Annotated in this window: 13 protein-coding genes; 8 read left to right on the top strand and 5 right to left on the bottom strand. The window is 68.0% G+C overall.

Going from position 1 to position 13159, the window contains the following annotated elements:
- The first annotated feature begins 23 nt into the window (after positions 1-23).
- The 6 genes from ACSVDD_RS06230 (at position 24) to ACSVDD_RS06205 (ending at position 4999) form a co-directional block, all read left to right on the top strand.
- Positions 24-1196 (top strand): ABC transporter substrate-binding protein, encoded by a 1173-nt coding sequence (locus ACSVDD_RS06230; protein WP_448188422.1) that lies wholly within the window; start codon positions 24-26, stop codon positions 1194-1196.
- A gap of 107 nt (positions 1197-1303) precedes the next feature.
- Positions 1304-2182, top strand: a complete 879-nt coding sequence (locus tag ACSVDD_RS06225; RefSeq protein ID WP_448188421.1) for a branched-chain amino acid ABC transporter permease — start codon at positions 1304-1306, stop codon at positions 2180-2182.
- Complete coding sequence (locus tag ACSVDD_RS06220) at positions 2179-3135, top strand: branched-chain amino acid ABC transporter permease (protein WP_448188420.1); 957 nt, start codon at positions 2179-2181, stop codon at positions 3133-3135. Before ACSVDD_RS06225 ends, ACSVDD_RS06220 begins: the two co-directional genes overlap by 4 nt.
- The gene (locus ACSVDD_RS06215) at positions 3122-3835 is read left to right on the top strand and encodes an ABC transporter ATP-binding protein (protein ID WP_448188419.1); all 714 of its coding nucleotides are present in this window, start codon (positions 3122-3124) and stop codon (positions 3833-3835) included. Before ACSVDD_RS06220 ends, ACSVDD_RS06215 begins: the two co-directional genes overlap by 14 nt.
- Positions 3819-4541 (top strand): ABC transporter ATP-binding protein, encoded by a 723-nt coding sequence (locus tag ACSVDD_RS06210; RefSeq protein ID WP_448188418.1) that lies wholly within the window; start codon positions 3819-3821, stop codon positions 4539-4541. The genes ACSVDD_RS06215 and ACSVDD_RS06210 overlap by 17 nt, the downstream gene beginning before the upstream one ends.
- Positions 4538-4999 carry a PaaI family thioesterase gene (locus tag ACSVDD_RS06205; RefSeq protein WP_448188417.1) on the top strand — a complete coding sequence of 154 codons (462 nt, stop codon included), beginning with the start codon at positions 4538-4540 and terminating at the stop codon, positions 4997-4999. Before ACSVDD_RS06210 ends, ACSVDD_RS06205 begins: the two co-directional genes overlap by 4 nt.
- 142 nt (positions 5000-5141) lie before the next feature.
- On the opposite strand, the gene ACSVDD_RS06200 is transcribed toward ACSVDD_RS06205, so the two are convergent.
- Positions 5142-5804, bottom strand: a complete 663-nt coding sequence (locus ACSVDD_RS06200) for a phosphatase PAP2 family protein (protein ID WP_448188416.1) — start codon at positions 5802-5804, stop codon at positions 5142-5144.
- A 166-nt stretch (positions 5805-5970) separates the two neighbouring features.
- On the opposite strand from ACSVDD_RS06200, the gene ACSVDD_RS06195 reads away from it, so the two are divergent.
- Positions 5971-6183: a hypothetical protein gene (locus ACSVDD_RS06195; RefSeq protein ID WP_448188415.1), complete on the top strand. Its 213-nt coding sequence runs from the start codon at positions 5971-5973 to the stop codon at positions 6181-6183.
- 228 nt (positions 6184-6411) lie between these two features.
- On the opposite strand, the gene ACSVDD_RS06190 is transcribed toward ACSVDD_RS06195, so the two are convergent.
- The 4 genes from ACSVDD_RS06190 to ACSVDD_RS06175 form a co-directional block, all read right to left on the bottom strand.
- Positions 6412-7086, bottom strand: a complete 675-nt coding sequence (locus ACSVDD_RS06190) for a LutC/YkgG family protein (RefSeq protein WP_448188414.1) — start codon at positions 7084-7086, stop codon at positions 6412-6414.
- Positions 7079-8503, bottom strand: a complete 1425-nt coding sequence (locus ACSVDD_RS06185) for a LutB/LldF family L-lactate oxidation iron-sulfur protein (RefSeq protein ID WP_448188413.1) — start codon at positions 8501-8503, stop codon at positions 7079-7081. The genes ACSVDD_RS06190 and ACSVDD_RS06185 overlap by 8 nt, the downstream gene beginning before the upstream one ends.
- Positions 8490-9242, bottom strand: a complete 753-nt coding sequence (locus tag ACSVDD_RS06180; RefSeq protein WP_448188412.1) for a (Fe-S)-binding protein — start codon at positions 9240-9242, stop codon at positions 8490-8492. The genes ACSVDD_RS06185 and ACSVDD_RS06180 overlap by 14 nt, the downstream gene beginning before the upstream one ends.
- A 64-nt stretch (positions 9243-9306) precedes the next feature.
- Complete coding sequence (locus ACSVDD_RS06175) at positions 9307-12171, bottom strand: FAD-binding and (Fe-S)-binding domain-containing protein (RefSeq protein ID WP_448188411.1); 2865 nt, start codon at positions 12169-12171, stop codon at positions 9307-9309.
- 180 nt (positions 12172-12351) lie between these two features.
- On the opposite strand from ACSVDD_RS06175, the gene ACSVDD_RS06170 reads away from it, so the two are divergent.
- Positions 12352-13146 carry an FCD domain-containing protein gene (locus ACSVDD_RS06170; protein WP_448188410.1) on the top strand — a complete coding sequence of 265 codons (795 nt, stop codon included), beginning with the start codon at positions 12352-12354 and terminating at the stop codon, positions 13144-13146.
- Positions 13147-13159 lie beyond the last annotated feature (13 nt).

The following is a 13159-nucleotide window of genomic DNA, read 5'->3' as shown; positions in this document are numbered from 1 at the left end:
GAACAAACGGGAGGAATGACGACATGATGCGCACGCTCACCGGGTTGGCCGCGACCGCGGCCGTGGCGTTGGTTCTGGGCATGGGAGCCGCCCAGGCGAAGGACTTCGTGCTGGGCGAGGAATCGCCGCTGTCCGGCAATCTGGCCCGCGTCGGCCAGGGCATGCACGAGGGCATCTCGGTCGCCATCGACATGGCGAACAAGGCCTACGCCGGCAAGCACAGCTTCAAGCTGGAGACCATCGACGACGAGACCTCGCCGGCCAAGGCGGTGGCGGCGGTCGAGAAACTGGCCGGCATGGGCGTTTTGGCGCTGACCGGCGGCTACGGCTCCAACATCATCGGCCCGGCGTCGGAGGCCGCCAACAAGGCGGGGCTCGTCTACGTCACGTCGGGTGGCGTCACGCCCGACCTGACCGAGCGCGGCCACAAGACGTTCTTCCGCATCAACAACACCGAGGGCTATGCGGCGGCCATGATCGGCCTGCTGACCGACATGAAGGTCAAGAAGGTCTCGGTGGTCTACCTGAACAAGGAGGCCACGTCGAACCTCGCCAAGTCGGTGCAGAAGCAGCTGACCGACAAGGGCGTGACCGTGGGCATGCACGAGTTCGACGGCTCGACCAGCGACTTCAAGCCGCTGATCAACAAGGTGAAGCTCCAGGACCGGCCCGAGGTCATCGCCATGGTCGGGTATGAGAACGACTATGTCGGCATCTTGCGCGCCGCCAAGGTTCTGAAACCGGATGTGAAGGCTATGGTCGGCGTGTGGTCGCTGGCGACCTCGCAGATGGCCAAGGAGTTCCCCGATCTGATGGAGAACGTCTATGGCACCTCCATGCTGCCCTACCCGGTAGAGTTCACCCAGCCCGAGGCGCAGGAGTTCGCCAAGAGCTACAAGGCGCTGTTCAACAAGGAACCCGACTATCTGGGCCAGTTCGGCTACGTGCAGACCAAGCTGCTGATCCAGGCGATCCTGCGCGCCGATCAGGCCGGCACGGTGGGCAAGGGCGGCGTCGCCGAAGAGCTGCGCAAGACCGACGAGCAGACGCTGATCGGCCGCGTCACCTTCAACGAGAAGGGCGACAATCCGAACTTCAGCCACCGCATGGGTCAGCATCAGAAGGGCAAGGTCGTGCTGGTCTGGCCGCCCGAGGCCGCCAACGGGAAGATGAACTTCCCCGGCGTGCCGTGGTGATCGGTTAAGTCGCAGCGTTGGCCCCCCTCCCAACCTCCCCCCGCCCAGCGGGGGAGGGGTGGGTGGGGGCCGACGCGACCACGCGCACCGCACGCAAAGGCGCAAATATGTTCGAACTCACACTCCAGGCACTGTTCTCCGGCCTCTTGGCCGGCGGCTATTACGCCACCGTGGCGGTGGGGTTGGCGCTGGTGTTCGGCACCATGCGCGTCATCAACCTTGCGCATGGCGAGCTGGTGCTCCTGGCCGCCTACATCGCCTACGCCGGCGAGGCGCAGTACGGCCTGAACCCCGTGCTGTGCATCCCCTTCGCGCTGGTGGTCGTCTGCGCCAGTTCCGCCATCGTCTACGCGCTCCTCTCGCGCATCGAGCAGGACCGCGAGATCAACTCGCTGATCCTCACCTTCGGGCTGGGCGTCATCCTCACCAATCTGATCCTGATGACCTGGGCGGCCGACATCCACTCCACCTCCAACGCCTGGATGCTCGACAGCGTCGTCCTCGCCGACACGCTGTTCGCCATGCGCTCGGAGGTGGTGTTCTTCGTCGCCGGGCTGGTGCTGATGGCCGCGGTGCATGTGTGGCTCAGCCGGTCCTGGCAGGGCCGCGCCGTGCGGGCGCTGTCGAGCAACCGCAACGCCGCCACGCTGATGGGCGTCAATCCGCGCAAGACCGAGATCCTCTCCTTCCTCGTTGCCGGGGCGCTGTCCACGTTCGCCGGTGTGGCCATCTACACCGGCAAGACCATCTTCCCGGCGCTGGGCCACGTGATGACGGTGAAAGCCTTCATCATCACCGTGCTGGCCGGCATGGGCTCGATCCCCGGCGTGCTGATCGGCGCGGTGATGATCGGCATCATCGAATCCTTCACCGTCACCTTCGCCTCCGCCTCGTTGCAGGAGCTGGCCGGCATGGTTCTGTTCCTCGTCGTGCTGTTCGTCGCCCCCTCGGGCCTGTTCGGCGGCAAGAAGGCGCTTCCCCGATGAACCCGCGCATCCTCGTGCCCGTGCTGGTCGCCGCCTATCTGGTGGTGCCGCTGGTCTTCCAGTCGAACGGTTACATCCTCGGCCTCATCGTCGCCTCGCTGACCATCGCCGGCATTGCCGTGGCCTGGGCGCTGCTCGGCAACCTCGGGGGCATGGTCAGCTTCGGGCACGCGGCGTTCTTCGGCGTCGGTTCCTACACCTCGGCGGTGCTGACCATGAAGGCCGGCATGCCGGTGTTCGTCGGCCTGCTGATGGGCGGGGTCGGCGCCGCCATCGCCTGCATCGCCACCATGCCGGCGTTGCGCCTGAAGGGACCGTACTTCGCGCTGGCGATCCTCGCCTACGCCCACATCTTCCAGATCCTCGCGGTGCAGATGGAGGGCGTCACCGGCGGGGCCGGCGGCCTGCTGTCGATTCCGCGCTTCCCCACCGTGCTGGGGATGGATTTCGGCTCCAAGCTCGGCGGCTACTACGTCATCACCACGGTGGTGGTGCTGGCGGCGCTGGCCTACGACGCGATCCGCCGCTCGACCTGGGGGCTGGCGCTGAAGGCCATGCACGACAGCGAACTGGCGACCCGCGTCATCGGCGTGCCGAGCACGCACCTGAAGGCCGCCATGCTGGTGGTTTCCGCCTTCATCACCGGCGTGGTCGGCGCCTTCAACGCCCACTTCATCAACTTCCTGGAGCCGGACTACGCGTTTTCCGGAGCCTGGACGGTGCTGCCCATCGCCGCGGCGATCTTCGGCGGCTACCGCACGGTGTGGGGGCCGGTGCTCGGTGCGCTGGTCATCTATCTGTTCGACCAGTTGCTGTTCAAGGAGATCCTGCCGCATGGCCACCAGCTGGTGCTGGGTGCCCTGATGGCCGGCATGGTGCTGTTCAGCCCCGGCGGCCTCATGCCGGTGCTGGTCCGCCGCGGCAAGGGGGGGCGTGCGCATGCTCACGCTTGAGGGCGTCCAGGTCAGCTTCGGCGGCGTCACCGCGCTCCGCGGCGTCACGCTGACCGTGGGAGAGGGCGAGACGGTCGGCCTCGTCGGTCCGAACGGCGCCGGCAAGACGACGCTGTTCAACGTCATCTCCGGCGTCGTCCATCCGGTGGCCGGGCAGTTGAGCTTCCGCGGCCAGCCGCTCGGCCGGTTGCCGGACTACAAGCGCGCCCGCCTCGGCATCGGCCGCAGCTTCCAGATCCCGCGCCCGCTGCACCACTGCACGGTGCGCGAGAATCTGATCGTCGCCCAGCGCTTCGGCGCCGGGAAGACCGATCCCCAGCGCATCGACGAGATCCTCGACCTGCTCAAGCTCGCCCACAAAGCCGACCGCGACGCGGTCAGCGAACTGGCGCTGACCGAGCACAAGGCGCTGGAGGTCGGCAAGGCGCTGGCGACCGACCCCAGCCTGCTGCTGCTCGACGAGGTGCTGGCCGGGCTGGAGACCGCCGGCAAGCGCGCCTTCATGCAGACGCTGAGTGCGGTCCGCGACCGCTTTCACCTGGCGATGATCGTCATCGAGCACGACATCCCGACCATCTCCTCGCTGTGCCCGCGCGTGGTGGTGCTGAACTTCGGCGAACTGATCGCCGACGGCACGCCCGAGGCGGTCTTCCGCGACCCTCAGGTCATCAGGAGCTACACCGGTGAAGCCGTTGCTTGAAATCGAGCGCCTTCGCGCCGGCTATGGCGCCATCAACGTGCTGTGGGACGTGTCGCTGAGCATCGCTCCCGGCGAAACCACGGTGATCGTCGGCCCGAACGGGGCCGGCAAGACGACGCTGCTGCGTGCCTTGATGGGGCTGGTGTCGGTGCAGGCCGGCGACATCCGCATGGACGGGGTGAGCATCCGCAACCGCCGCACCTGGGACAGCGTGGCCGCCGGCCTCGTCATGATACCCGAGGGGCGAATGATCTTCCCCGACATGTCGGTGGAGGACAATCTGATGATGGGCGCCTTCCCGCCCAAGTGCCGGAACAACTGGAAGGCCAACAAGGACATGGTCTTCGACATGTTCCCGCGCCTGAAGGAGCGCCGCGGCCAGCTCGCCGGCACGCTGTCGGGTGGCGAGGCGCAGATGCTCGCCATGGGCCGGGGGCTGATGGAGGAGCCGCGACTCTGCCTTATCGACGAGCCGTCGCTGGGCCTCGCCCCGGTCGTGGTGGACGAGATCTTCCGCATCCTGACGCGCCTCAAGCAGGAGGGGCTGACCATCGTGCTGGTCGAGCAGAACACCGTCAGGGCGCTGAAGATCGCCGATCAGGTCTACCTCATGCAGTCCGGCCGCGTGGCGCTGTCCGAGCGCGGCGACCGTGTGGATCTGGACCGCCTGCACGCCCTCTACTTCGCGCACGAGGCGGCGGAATGACCCGGCCCGACCTGCCCCACGACCACCTCCTTGACGGCGAGCCGCCGTCGGGCTTCCAGGACCTGCTGACCTACCGTCTGGCACGCTGGGAGGACGGGGTGGCGGAGATGGAACTGAGCATCGACCGCCGCCACCTCAACCGCGCCGGAGTGGTGCACGGCGGCGTGCTGACGACGCTGCTCGACACCGCCATGGGCTTCTCGGCGACGTATTGCCCGCTGCCCGGCCGGGTGCGGCGGGTGGTGACGCTGTCGCTGTCCACCAGCTTCCTCGGGCAGGCGCGGCACGGCACGCTGGTGGCGCGCGGCAGTCTGCGCGGCGGCGGGCGGAAGATCGTGTCGTGCTCCGCTGAAGTCCGGCTGCGCGAGACCGGCGTGGTGCTGGCCGCCGCCGAGGGCATGTTCAAGTACCGCACCGGCAGCGAGCACGCGGACGGCGTCGAACTCCACCGCGCCTGAGCCTCGGTCTTTGGCCTGGCGTGACCCGGCGGCGCTGGATGGAACACTGTGGAACGCTGTGGAACACTATGGAACAGTGTGCAGGGGGTGTTCCATTCGACCGGCGGAGCGCGGACATCACTCGCCAGCAAGGATTTCCATCCTATAACGAAACACCCGCAAGAGCAAGCGCATCATTCGAATCAACGCGCAAACCGCTGGTGCGGCATACGCCGACCTGCGTGCGCAGCTCGACGGCGAGGGTGCGAATGAGGCTTTCGGCGTGCAGCCGCTCGCCGTGCAGCGCCACGATCAGCAGCACCGCAAGGCCGGCGGCGGCGGCGGCGCCGCGCGAGCGGACGGTGGCCGGCGGCAGGCGGCGGTACAGCAGCGCGAACAGCGTTACCGTGGCGCCGCCGACGGTCAGGCCGATCACCACCTCCACCGCGCTGTGCGCATCGAGCAGCAGCCGCGACGCGGCCACGGTGGCGACCAGCCCGGTTGCGGCAAGTCCGGCCAGCCAGCGCGCCGCTCCCGCGGTGTGGCGGGCGACGATGACTGCGGCGGCGCCGTAGACCATGGCGGCGAACGCCGCATGGCCGCTGGGGCTGACCAGTGTCGGGATGGCGAGCGCTTTCTCGCAGGCATGGCCGGCCAGCTTCAGCGCGGTGATGGCGGCGAGGCCGGGGATGAGCGCGCCGATCCAGGCGAGTGCCGCCGATGCCGACTGCTGCGACCACAGCACGACCGCGAGCGTAACCGCCAGTGGCAGCATCAGCGCGCTGTCACCAAGGTCGGTAATCGCGTTCAGCAGTACCAGAGCCATGCCTCATTCTGATCTGTGGGGGCGCATCGGGCAAGTCCCGCGTCGGTGGGCCGGGAACGGTCTATGCCCTGGAATTAAGCCTAAAGTGTGGGCAATACGCCCTTGTTGCGGTCATTATCCGAATTTATTATGCCTACAAGCTCAAACGTCTCGTGAGGGTGTCGCCATGTGCGCCGGCGTCGAAGGCTGCTTCCTGATCCGCGCCTATCAGCAGAACCTGCGGAAGCATGGCCACGCCGAAGCGGTGAGCGCCGCCGCACGCCTGTACCAGCGCACCAACACGGATGCCTCCGACGAGGAGGCCCTGGCCTTCGTCACCCGCTTCGTGACCCCGACCGCCGCGGTGGCCGACTGCGAGGGCTGCACGCACGCGGGGTGATCGTGGTGGTGAAGCCTATGAACGAAGTGATACGGCCGGCGCATGGATGCTTCCATGATCGGCCGGCCGTATCACCCTCCCGCACATTGCTGCGCAATGTACTGCCGGGTTGAACCAAAGGCGCTTGATGGAAGACATCAAGCGCCTTTGGTATGAGGGCACCGGCGGTGTGAGCGGTGAAACCGCGCCGGTGCCCTCACGTGACCGCTTGCACGGCCATCCCGTCTTTTATCGAACGACCACGACCACCAGCCGCTTCGGGCCGTGGACGCCGTAGGCCAGCGTTTGCTCGATGTCGGCGGTCTTGGACGGGCCGGAGATCAGCAGCGCGTTGGTCGGCATGCGCTCGGCCCATCCGTGCCCGGTCATCACCTGCCAGAAGGTGTCGTACAGCGCGTCGGCGCGCAGCAGCGCCACATGCACGTGCGGCACCAGCGACAGAAGCCGCGGTTCGTCCTTGCTCGGCCACAGGACGAGGCTGCCGGTGTCGGCGATGGCGCCCAGGGTCGAGGTGATGCCGGCGTCGATGCCGGTGAACATCTCGTCCTTGAACTCCTCGATGGCACGGTCGTAGCGCACCAATTCCGGGCCACCTTCGGCCCAGGAGGACTCCAGCCGGGCGCCGGTCGCGGTGGCCGGGGCGTACAGCACGGTTTTGGCGCCGGCTTGCCTCAGGAAAGCCTGCACCACGTCAGGCCAGTCCTGTTCGGTGGCGTCGAGGAACTCGGTGTGGACGGCGTCCATCAGGCGCTTGATGCGCTCCAGCCGTTCGGCGGGCTCCCAGCGCTTGTCCTTGAGGACGGTGAAGTCGGACGCGACCGTTTCCACCGGGTGTGCGTCGCGGCTGGCGCGCAGGCTCGCCAAGATCGAGGCGCGGGCGGTGTTGGTGCTGGCCTCAGGCATCGGGAATCCCCTTCTCGCGGGCGAGGTCGTGCAGCGTGCGGCCGGCGAAGCGCGGTTTGACGCGCGCGCTGGTCCATTGCTTCAGCATGGGCAGGCTGGCCGGTGCGGCGTTGCCCACCGCCGCCAGCGCCGTGGTGGCGACGCGGTAGAGGGTCGGCGAGGCGTTCGTTGCCGCCCAGCCCTTCCACACCAGCGCTTCCACCGACGATGCGCGGGAGCCGGCGCCTTTCACCGCGTTGCCGGGGTGCACCGCCTCGGCGCGAAGGCGGCCCATCAGCTCGACGATGGGGATCTTGACCGGGCAGATCTCGACGCAGGCGTTGCACATGGTGCAGGCGTGCGGCAGTTCGCCGCGCGGACCCAATCCGTCCACCTGCGGCATCAGGATCGAGCCGATCGGGCCGGGGTAGGGCGCCTCGTAGGCATGGCCGCCGACGCGGGTGTAGACCGGGCAGTGGTTCATGCACGCGCCGCAGCGGATGCAGCGCAGCGTGTGGCGCAATTCCTCGTCGGCGTAGATCTTCGAACGGCCGTTGTCGAGGATCACCAGATGGATCTCGCGCGGGCCGTCCTTCTCGCCGGGCTTGCGCGGGCTGGTGATCATGTTGACGTAGGTGGTGATCGGCTGCGCGGTGGCCGAGCGGGTGAGCAGGCTCAAGACCGGCGGCACGTCCTCCAGCTTTTCGACCACCTTTTCCAGTCCCATCAGCGCGATGTGCACCGGCGGCACGGTGGTGACCATGCGCCCGTTGCCCTCGTTCTCGACGAGGCACAGCGTGCCGGTCTCCGCCACCGCGGCGTTGACGCCGGAAATGCCCACGTCGGCGTCCTTGAACTTCTTGCGCAGCACGCGGCGCGCAAGGTCGGTCAGTTGCGCCACGTCCTCGGTGTATTCGGCTTCCTTGATCTTCTCGCGGAACAGATGGGCGATCTGCTTCGTGTTCTTGTGGATCGCCGGCATGATGATGTGCGACGGCATCTCCTGGTCGAGCTGGACGATGTATTCGCCCAGGTCGCACTCCAGGCTCTCGATGCCGTGCTTTTCCAGGAAGGCGTTGAGGTGCATCTCCTCGGTGACCATGGACTTGCCCTTGACCGCCAGCTTGGCGTCCACGCGCAGCATGATCTCGAGGACGATGTCGTTGGCCTCCTCGGTGGTCGAGGCCCAGTGCACGGTGATGCCGTTCCTGGTGCAGTTGGCTTCCAGCTTCTCCAGCAGTTCCGGCAGCTTGGACAGGGCACGCAGGCGGACCGAGGCGCCCAGCGCCCGCATGTCGTGCCATTCCTTGGTGTCGGCGAACTGTACGGCGCGCTTGGACATCAACCCGTCCATGGCGCGGCGGAAGTTGGCGCGCAGCTGCGGGTCCTTGAGGGCCGTGCGCGATGCTTTCGCGAAGTTGACGTCAGCGAGGGCCATGGGTCCGCTCCAACAGGAATTCGGCGATGTGCTTGCCCTTGATCGCCGTGGTGCCGGCGTCGAGGGCTCCGTTGATGTTCAGGAGGCAGCCGCAGTCGCCCGAGACCACCGCCCTGGCGCCGGTGTCGGTGATGTCGGCCACCTTGTCCTCAACCATGGCGGCGGAGATCTCCGGGTGGCGGACGGCGAAGGTGCCGCCGAAGCCGCAGCACTCCTTCTCGCGCTTCAGTTCGACCAGTTCGACGTTGGCGAGCTGGCGCAGCAGCGCCTTGGGCTCGTCCACCACGCCCATCTCGCGCTGGGCGTGGCAGGAGGCGTGCCACGTGATGCGCACCGGCTCGCCCTTGTCCTCCAGCGTCACGTCGAGGACTTTGACGAGGAACTGGGTCAACTCGAAGACGCGGCCGGCGACGGCGACGGCGCGGGCTTCGTCCGGTTCGCCCTTGAAGAGGTCGGGCCAGTGCGTCTTCATCATGCCGGCGCACGAGCCCGAGGGCACGACGACCGGATAATCCTCGGTGAAGAGGACGAGCTGGGCGCGCGCCACCTTCAGCGCCTCGTCCCGGTAGCCGGAGTTGTAGGCGGGCTGGCCGCAGCAGCTCTGCCCCCTGGGGAAGACGACGCGGATGCCCTCGCGTTGAAGCAGTTCCATGCCGGCCATGCCGGCCTGCGGGTAGAACAGGTCCACCAGGCAGGTGCCGAAGAAGTAGACCGTGTCGGGCCGTTTGGTCGTTTGCATTGGCGTTTCCTTCCAAACTCTTTGTAGCCCCTCCCCCGCGAGGGGGAGGGGCTTTATTCTTCCCCTAGAACGCCGGTTCCGCCGTCCGTGCCGCATCCGCCGTGGCCTTCGGCCGCGTGCAGGCGTCCACGAGGTAGACGATGGAGCGGTACGGCATGCCGGAATGGTGGGCCAAGCCGATCTCGCAGGTCCGGCTGGTCGAATAGCCGCCTTCGCTGCCCTGCGGCACGCCGGTCTTGAGGTGGCGCAGCGCGTGGGCGTTCAGGTCCGGCTGGGTGAAGCCCTTGTCGCCGGCGAAGCCGCAGCAGCCCACGCCGTCCGGCACCACCACGTGTTCCGAGCACTTGGCGGCAACAGCCTGGAGCTTGCCCTCCAGCCCCATGCGGCGCAGCGAGCAGGCGAGGTGCAGCACCGCCGGCTCCGCCCGCTTCACGAACTCCAGGCGGTCGAGCAGGTGGTCGTGCAGGAACTCCACGAGGTCCAGCACCTTCAGCCCGTCGTCGGCCAAGTGCCGCTTCAGGCGGAAGGCGCAGGGGCTGGTGTCGATGACCACCGGCAGCCGGCCGTTGTCGCTGGCGGCGCGGATGGCGGCGACCATCTCGTCGGCCTTGGCGTCGGCCTGGGTGGCGAAGCCCTTGCTCTCCAGCGGCATGCCGCAGCACAGGTTGGACAGGCCATCGGGGTAGAGCACGCGGTAGCCGGCCTTGCGCAGCAGGCCATCGACCTTCTGCGGCAGCGGCGTGCTCTCGGGGTCGTCGGCGGCCGGACCCATGGTGCGGCTGGAGCAGCTCGGCACGTAGACCACGGCGGGGGCTTCCGCGCACTCGGCGACCGGCGCCGGCACGAAGTTCAGCGCGGTGGGCAGCGAGCGCGGCAGGTGCGGCAGGCGGTCGCCGGACAGGCGGCGCAACGCTCCAGCGGTGGCCGACACCGCATCGGCGCCGACGACGCGGCGGGCGAGGTCGGCGATCTTCAGACCCGTGCGGCCGGCGGCCAGCGCCACGCCGAAATGGTCGGCGGCGAACTGGCCGAGGCGGCGCTGCATCGGACCCTTGCGGTTGCCGCGCAGCGCCTTGATGAGCAGGCCGGTCTCGATGCCGACCGGGCAGGCGGTGGAGCACAGGCCGCACGCCGCGCAGGTGTCGATGCCCTGGTGGTCGTAGGCGGTGTGCAGCGCGTCGAGCCGTGCACGGTCACCGGTGCCGGCCAGCCGGGCGATCTCGCGCCAGCCGACGATGCGCTGGCGCGGGCTGAGCGTGAAGGTGTGCGACGGGCAGACCGGCTCGCAGAAGCCGCACTCGATGCACTTGTCCACCAGCGGGTCGGCGGCCGGCAGCGACTTGAGGTTCTTGAGGTGCGCCTCCGGGTCGTCGTTGAGGATGACGCCGGGGTTCAGCAGGCCCTCGGGGTCGAACAGGCCCTTGATTTCCTTCATCAGGCCATAGGCCTGGCTGCCCCACTCCATCTCGACGAAGGGCGCCATGTTGCGCCCCGTCCCGTGCTCGGCCTTCAGCGAGCCCTCGTAGCTGTTGACCACCATGGCGCACACCGCGTCCATGAACCGGCGGTAGCGGTCCACCTCGGCGTCGGTGTCGAAGGCCTGCGTGAAGACGAAGTGCAGGTTCCCCTCCAGCGCGTGGCCGAAGATGATCGCCTCGTGGTAGCCGTAGTGCTCGAACATGTGCTGGAGTTCGACGGTGGCCTCGGCCAGCCGGTCGATGGGGAAGGCGACGTCCTCGATGATGACCGTCGTCCCGGTGCGCCGCACCGCGCCCACCGCCGGGAACAGGCCCTTGCGGATCTTCCAGAACTTCTCGCACTCCGCCGGATCGGTGCTGAAGGCGGCCGGTTGCAGCAGCACGCAGCCGTCCAGCACCGTGCCGATGGCGGTGATGTTGCCGGCAAGGGCTTCGGCGTTCTCGGCGCGGGTTTCGACCAGTAGGGCGGCGGCGCGCTCGTCCAGGCCGCGGATCACCGCCGGCATGCCGGGCTTGCCCTGCACCGAGTGCAGCGCCGCGCGGTCCATCAGCTCGACCGCCGAGACCGGGGCCGGCTTCAGCAGCGCCACGGCGCGGCAGGCTTCGGCGATGTCGGGGAACAGCAGCAGCGCGCTCGCCTTGTCGGCGTGCTCGGGCACGGTGCGGTAGGTGATCTCGGCGATGAAGCCCAGCGTGCCCTCCGACCCGATCATCAGGTGCTGGAGGATCTCGAACGGGTCCTCGAAGTCGACCAGCGCGTTCAGGCTGTAGCCGGTGGTGTTCTTGATGGCGAACTTGCGGCGGATGCGCGCGGCCAGAGCCTCGTCGCCGCGGGTGCGGGCGCCCAGCTCGGCCAGCTTCGCCAGCAGCGGGGCGTGGCTCTTTTCGAAGGCGGCGCGGCTGGCGGCGTCGCCGGTGTCCAGCACCGTGCCGTCGGCCAGCAAGAGGCGCATGGAGGCCAGCGTGCGGTAGCTGTTCTGCGCCGTGCCGCAGCACATGCCGCTGGCGTTGTTGGCGGCGATGCCGCCGACCTTGGCGGTGGCGATGGACGCCGGGTCGGGGCCGATCTTGCGGCCGAAGGGGGCGAGCTTGCGGTTGGCGTCGGCGCCGATGACGCCGGGCTGCAAGGTGACCGTCTCGGCGCCCTGCGGAATGGTGCAGCCGCGCCAGCCGTCACCCAGCAGGACCAGCACGCTGTCGCTGACCGCCTGACCGGACAGGCTGGTGCCGGCGGCGCGGAAGGTGACCGGAGTGGAAAGCGCGCGGGTGTGGTGCAGCAGGCGCGCCACCTCGTCCTCGCTGTTCACCACGGCGACGATCTTCGGGATCAGGCGATAGAAGCTCGCGTCCGTGCCGTAGGCCAGCGTGCGCAGGGGATCGACGATCAGGCGCTCGGTCGGGATGAACTCCCGCAGCGCCACGTGAAGCCGGTCATAGGGCGCGGGCAGCATCGGTCGGTCGAGCTCCGGGTTGTTGGGGTAATATTGTTTCCGCTTGGTCGGCGGCTGGCAACTTATGTGCCGCAGCTGTGTTTGTGGATAAACGATTTGGCCAAAATCCGCAATGGTAAAATCAATTGACCATAGCCATGTTCTCCTGACCGCTGTTGAATGCGGAAGGAGGGGGCATCAATGACCTACGGCTCGATCAAAACGGCCAAGCTGGCCGATACCGTTGCCGAGCATCTGGAGCGGCTGATCCTCGAAGGATCGCTGCGGCCGGGCGAAAAGCTGCTGGCGGAACGTGAGTTGGCCGGCAAGCTCGGCATCTCGCGGCCCAGCTTGCGCGACGCGCTGGCCCGGCTGATCGAGCGGGGGCTGATCCGCACCGACGCGCACGGCGCCGCTTATGTCAGCGAGACCATCGGCGCCGCGCTGCGCGACCCGTTGACCGAGCTGTTGCGCAACCATCCCGAAGTGACCTTCGACTATCTGGAGTTCCGCAACGTCGTCGCCGGGGCGGCGGCGTATTACGCGGCGAAGCGGGCCACCGACCTCGACCGGCAAGCCATCGCCGAGTGCCTGCGGCGCATGGAGGCGGCGCACGACAAGGATGACCCGACCGAGGAGGCCGACGCCGACGCCGACTTCCATCTGGCGACCTACGAAGCGACGCACAACGTGGTGATGCTGCACGTCATGCACTGCCTGTCGGACCTGCTGCGCACGGATGTCTTCTACAACCGGCGGAAACTCTACGATTACAAGGGCGTGCGCCATCTGCTGCTCAACCAGCACCGGGCGATCTGCGAGGCGATCCTGGCCGGCGACGCCGAGCGGGCGCGGGACGCGGCGACGCAGCACATCGGCTACACGTATGGCGCGCTGGAGGAGATCGGGAAGTCCGAGGCACGGCTGGAGGTGTCGCTGCGCCGCATGGGGCGGTCCGACCTTGTGGCGGGGGCGAAGCGGGTGCGGGAGGGGTAGGGGGCAATAAAAA

Source organism: Azospirillum terrae (assembly GCF_053470425.1).
This window is presented reverse-complemented; position numbering and strand designations above follow the sequence as displayed.

Bases quoted from the DNA above. Each gene is read 5' to 3' on its own strand.
- ACSVDD_RS06195 (WP_448188415.1), top strand. From the start codon at position 5,971: ATGTGCGCCGGCGTCGAAGGCTGCTTCCTGATCCGCGCCTATCAGCAG.
- ACSVDD_RS06200 (WP_448188416.1), bottom strand. From the start codon at position 5,804: ATGGCTCTGGTACTGCTGAACGCGATTACCGACCTTGGTGACAGCGCG.
- ACSVDD_RS06170 (WP_448188410.1), top strand. From the start codon at position 12,352: ATGACCTACGGCTCGATCAAAACGGCCAAGCTGGCCGATACCGTTGCC.
- ACSVDD_RS06225 (WP_448188421.1), top strand. From the start codon at position 1,304: ATGTTCGAACTCACACTCCAGGCACTGTTCTCCGGCCTCTTGGCCGGC.
- ACSVDD_RS06175 (WP_448188411.1), bottom strand. From the start codon at position 12,171: ATGCTGCCCGCGCCCTATGACCGGCTTCACGTGGCGCTGCGGGAGTTC.
- ACSVDD_RS06220 (WP_448188420.1), top strand. From the start codon at position 2,179: ATGAACCCGCGCATCCTCGTGCCCGTGCTGGTCGCCGCCTATCTGGTG.
- ACSVDD_RS06215 (WP_448188419.1), top strand. From the start codon at position 3,122: ATGCTCACGCTTGAGGGCGTCCAGGTCAGCTTCGGCGGCGTCACCGCG.
- ACSVDD_RS06190 (WP_448188414.1), bottom strand. From the start codon at position 7,086: ATGCCTGAGGCCAGCACCAACACCGCCCGCGCCTCGATCTTGGCGAGC.
- ACSVDD_RS06180 (WP_448188412.1), bottom strand. From the start codon at position 9,242: ATGCAAACGACCAAACGGCCCGACACGGTCTACTTCTTCGGCACCTGC.
- ACSVDD_RS06230 (WP_448188422.1), top strand. From the start codon at position 24: ATGATGCGCACGCTCACCGGGTTGGCCGCGACCGCGGCCGTGGCGTTG.
- ACSVDD_RS06185 (WP_448188413.1), bottom strand. From the start codon at position 8,503: ATGGCCCTCGCTGACGTCAACTTCGCGAAAGCATCGCGCACGGCCCTC.
- ACSVDD_RS06205 (WP_448188417.1), top strand. From the start codon at position 4,538: ATGACCCGGCCCGACCTGCCCCACGACCACCTCCTTGACGGCGAGCCG.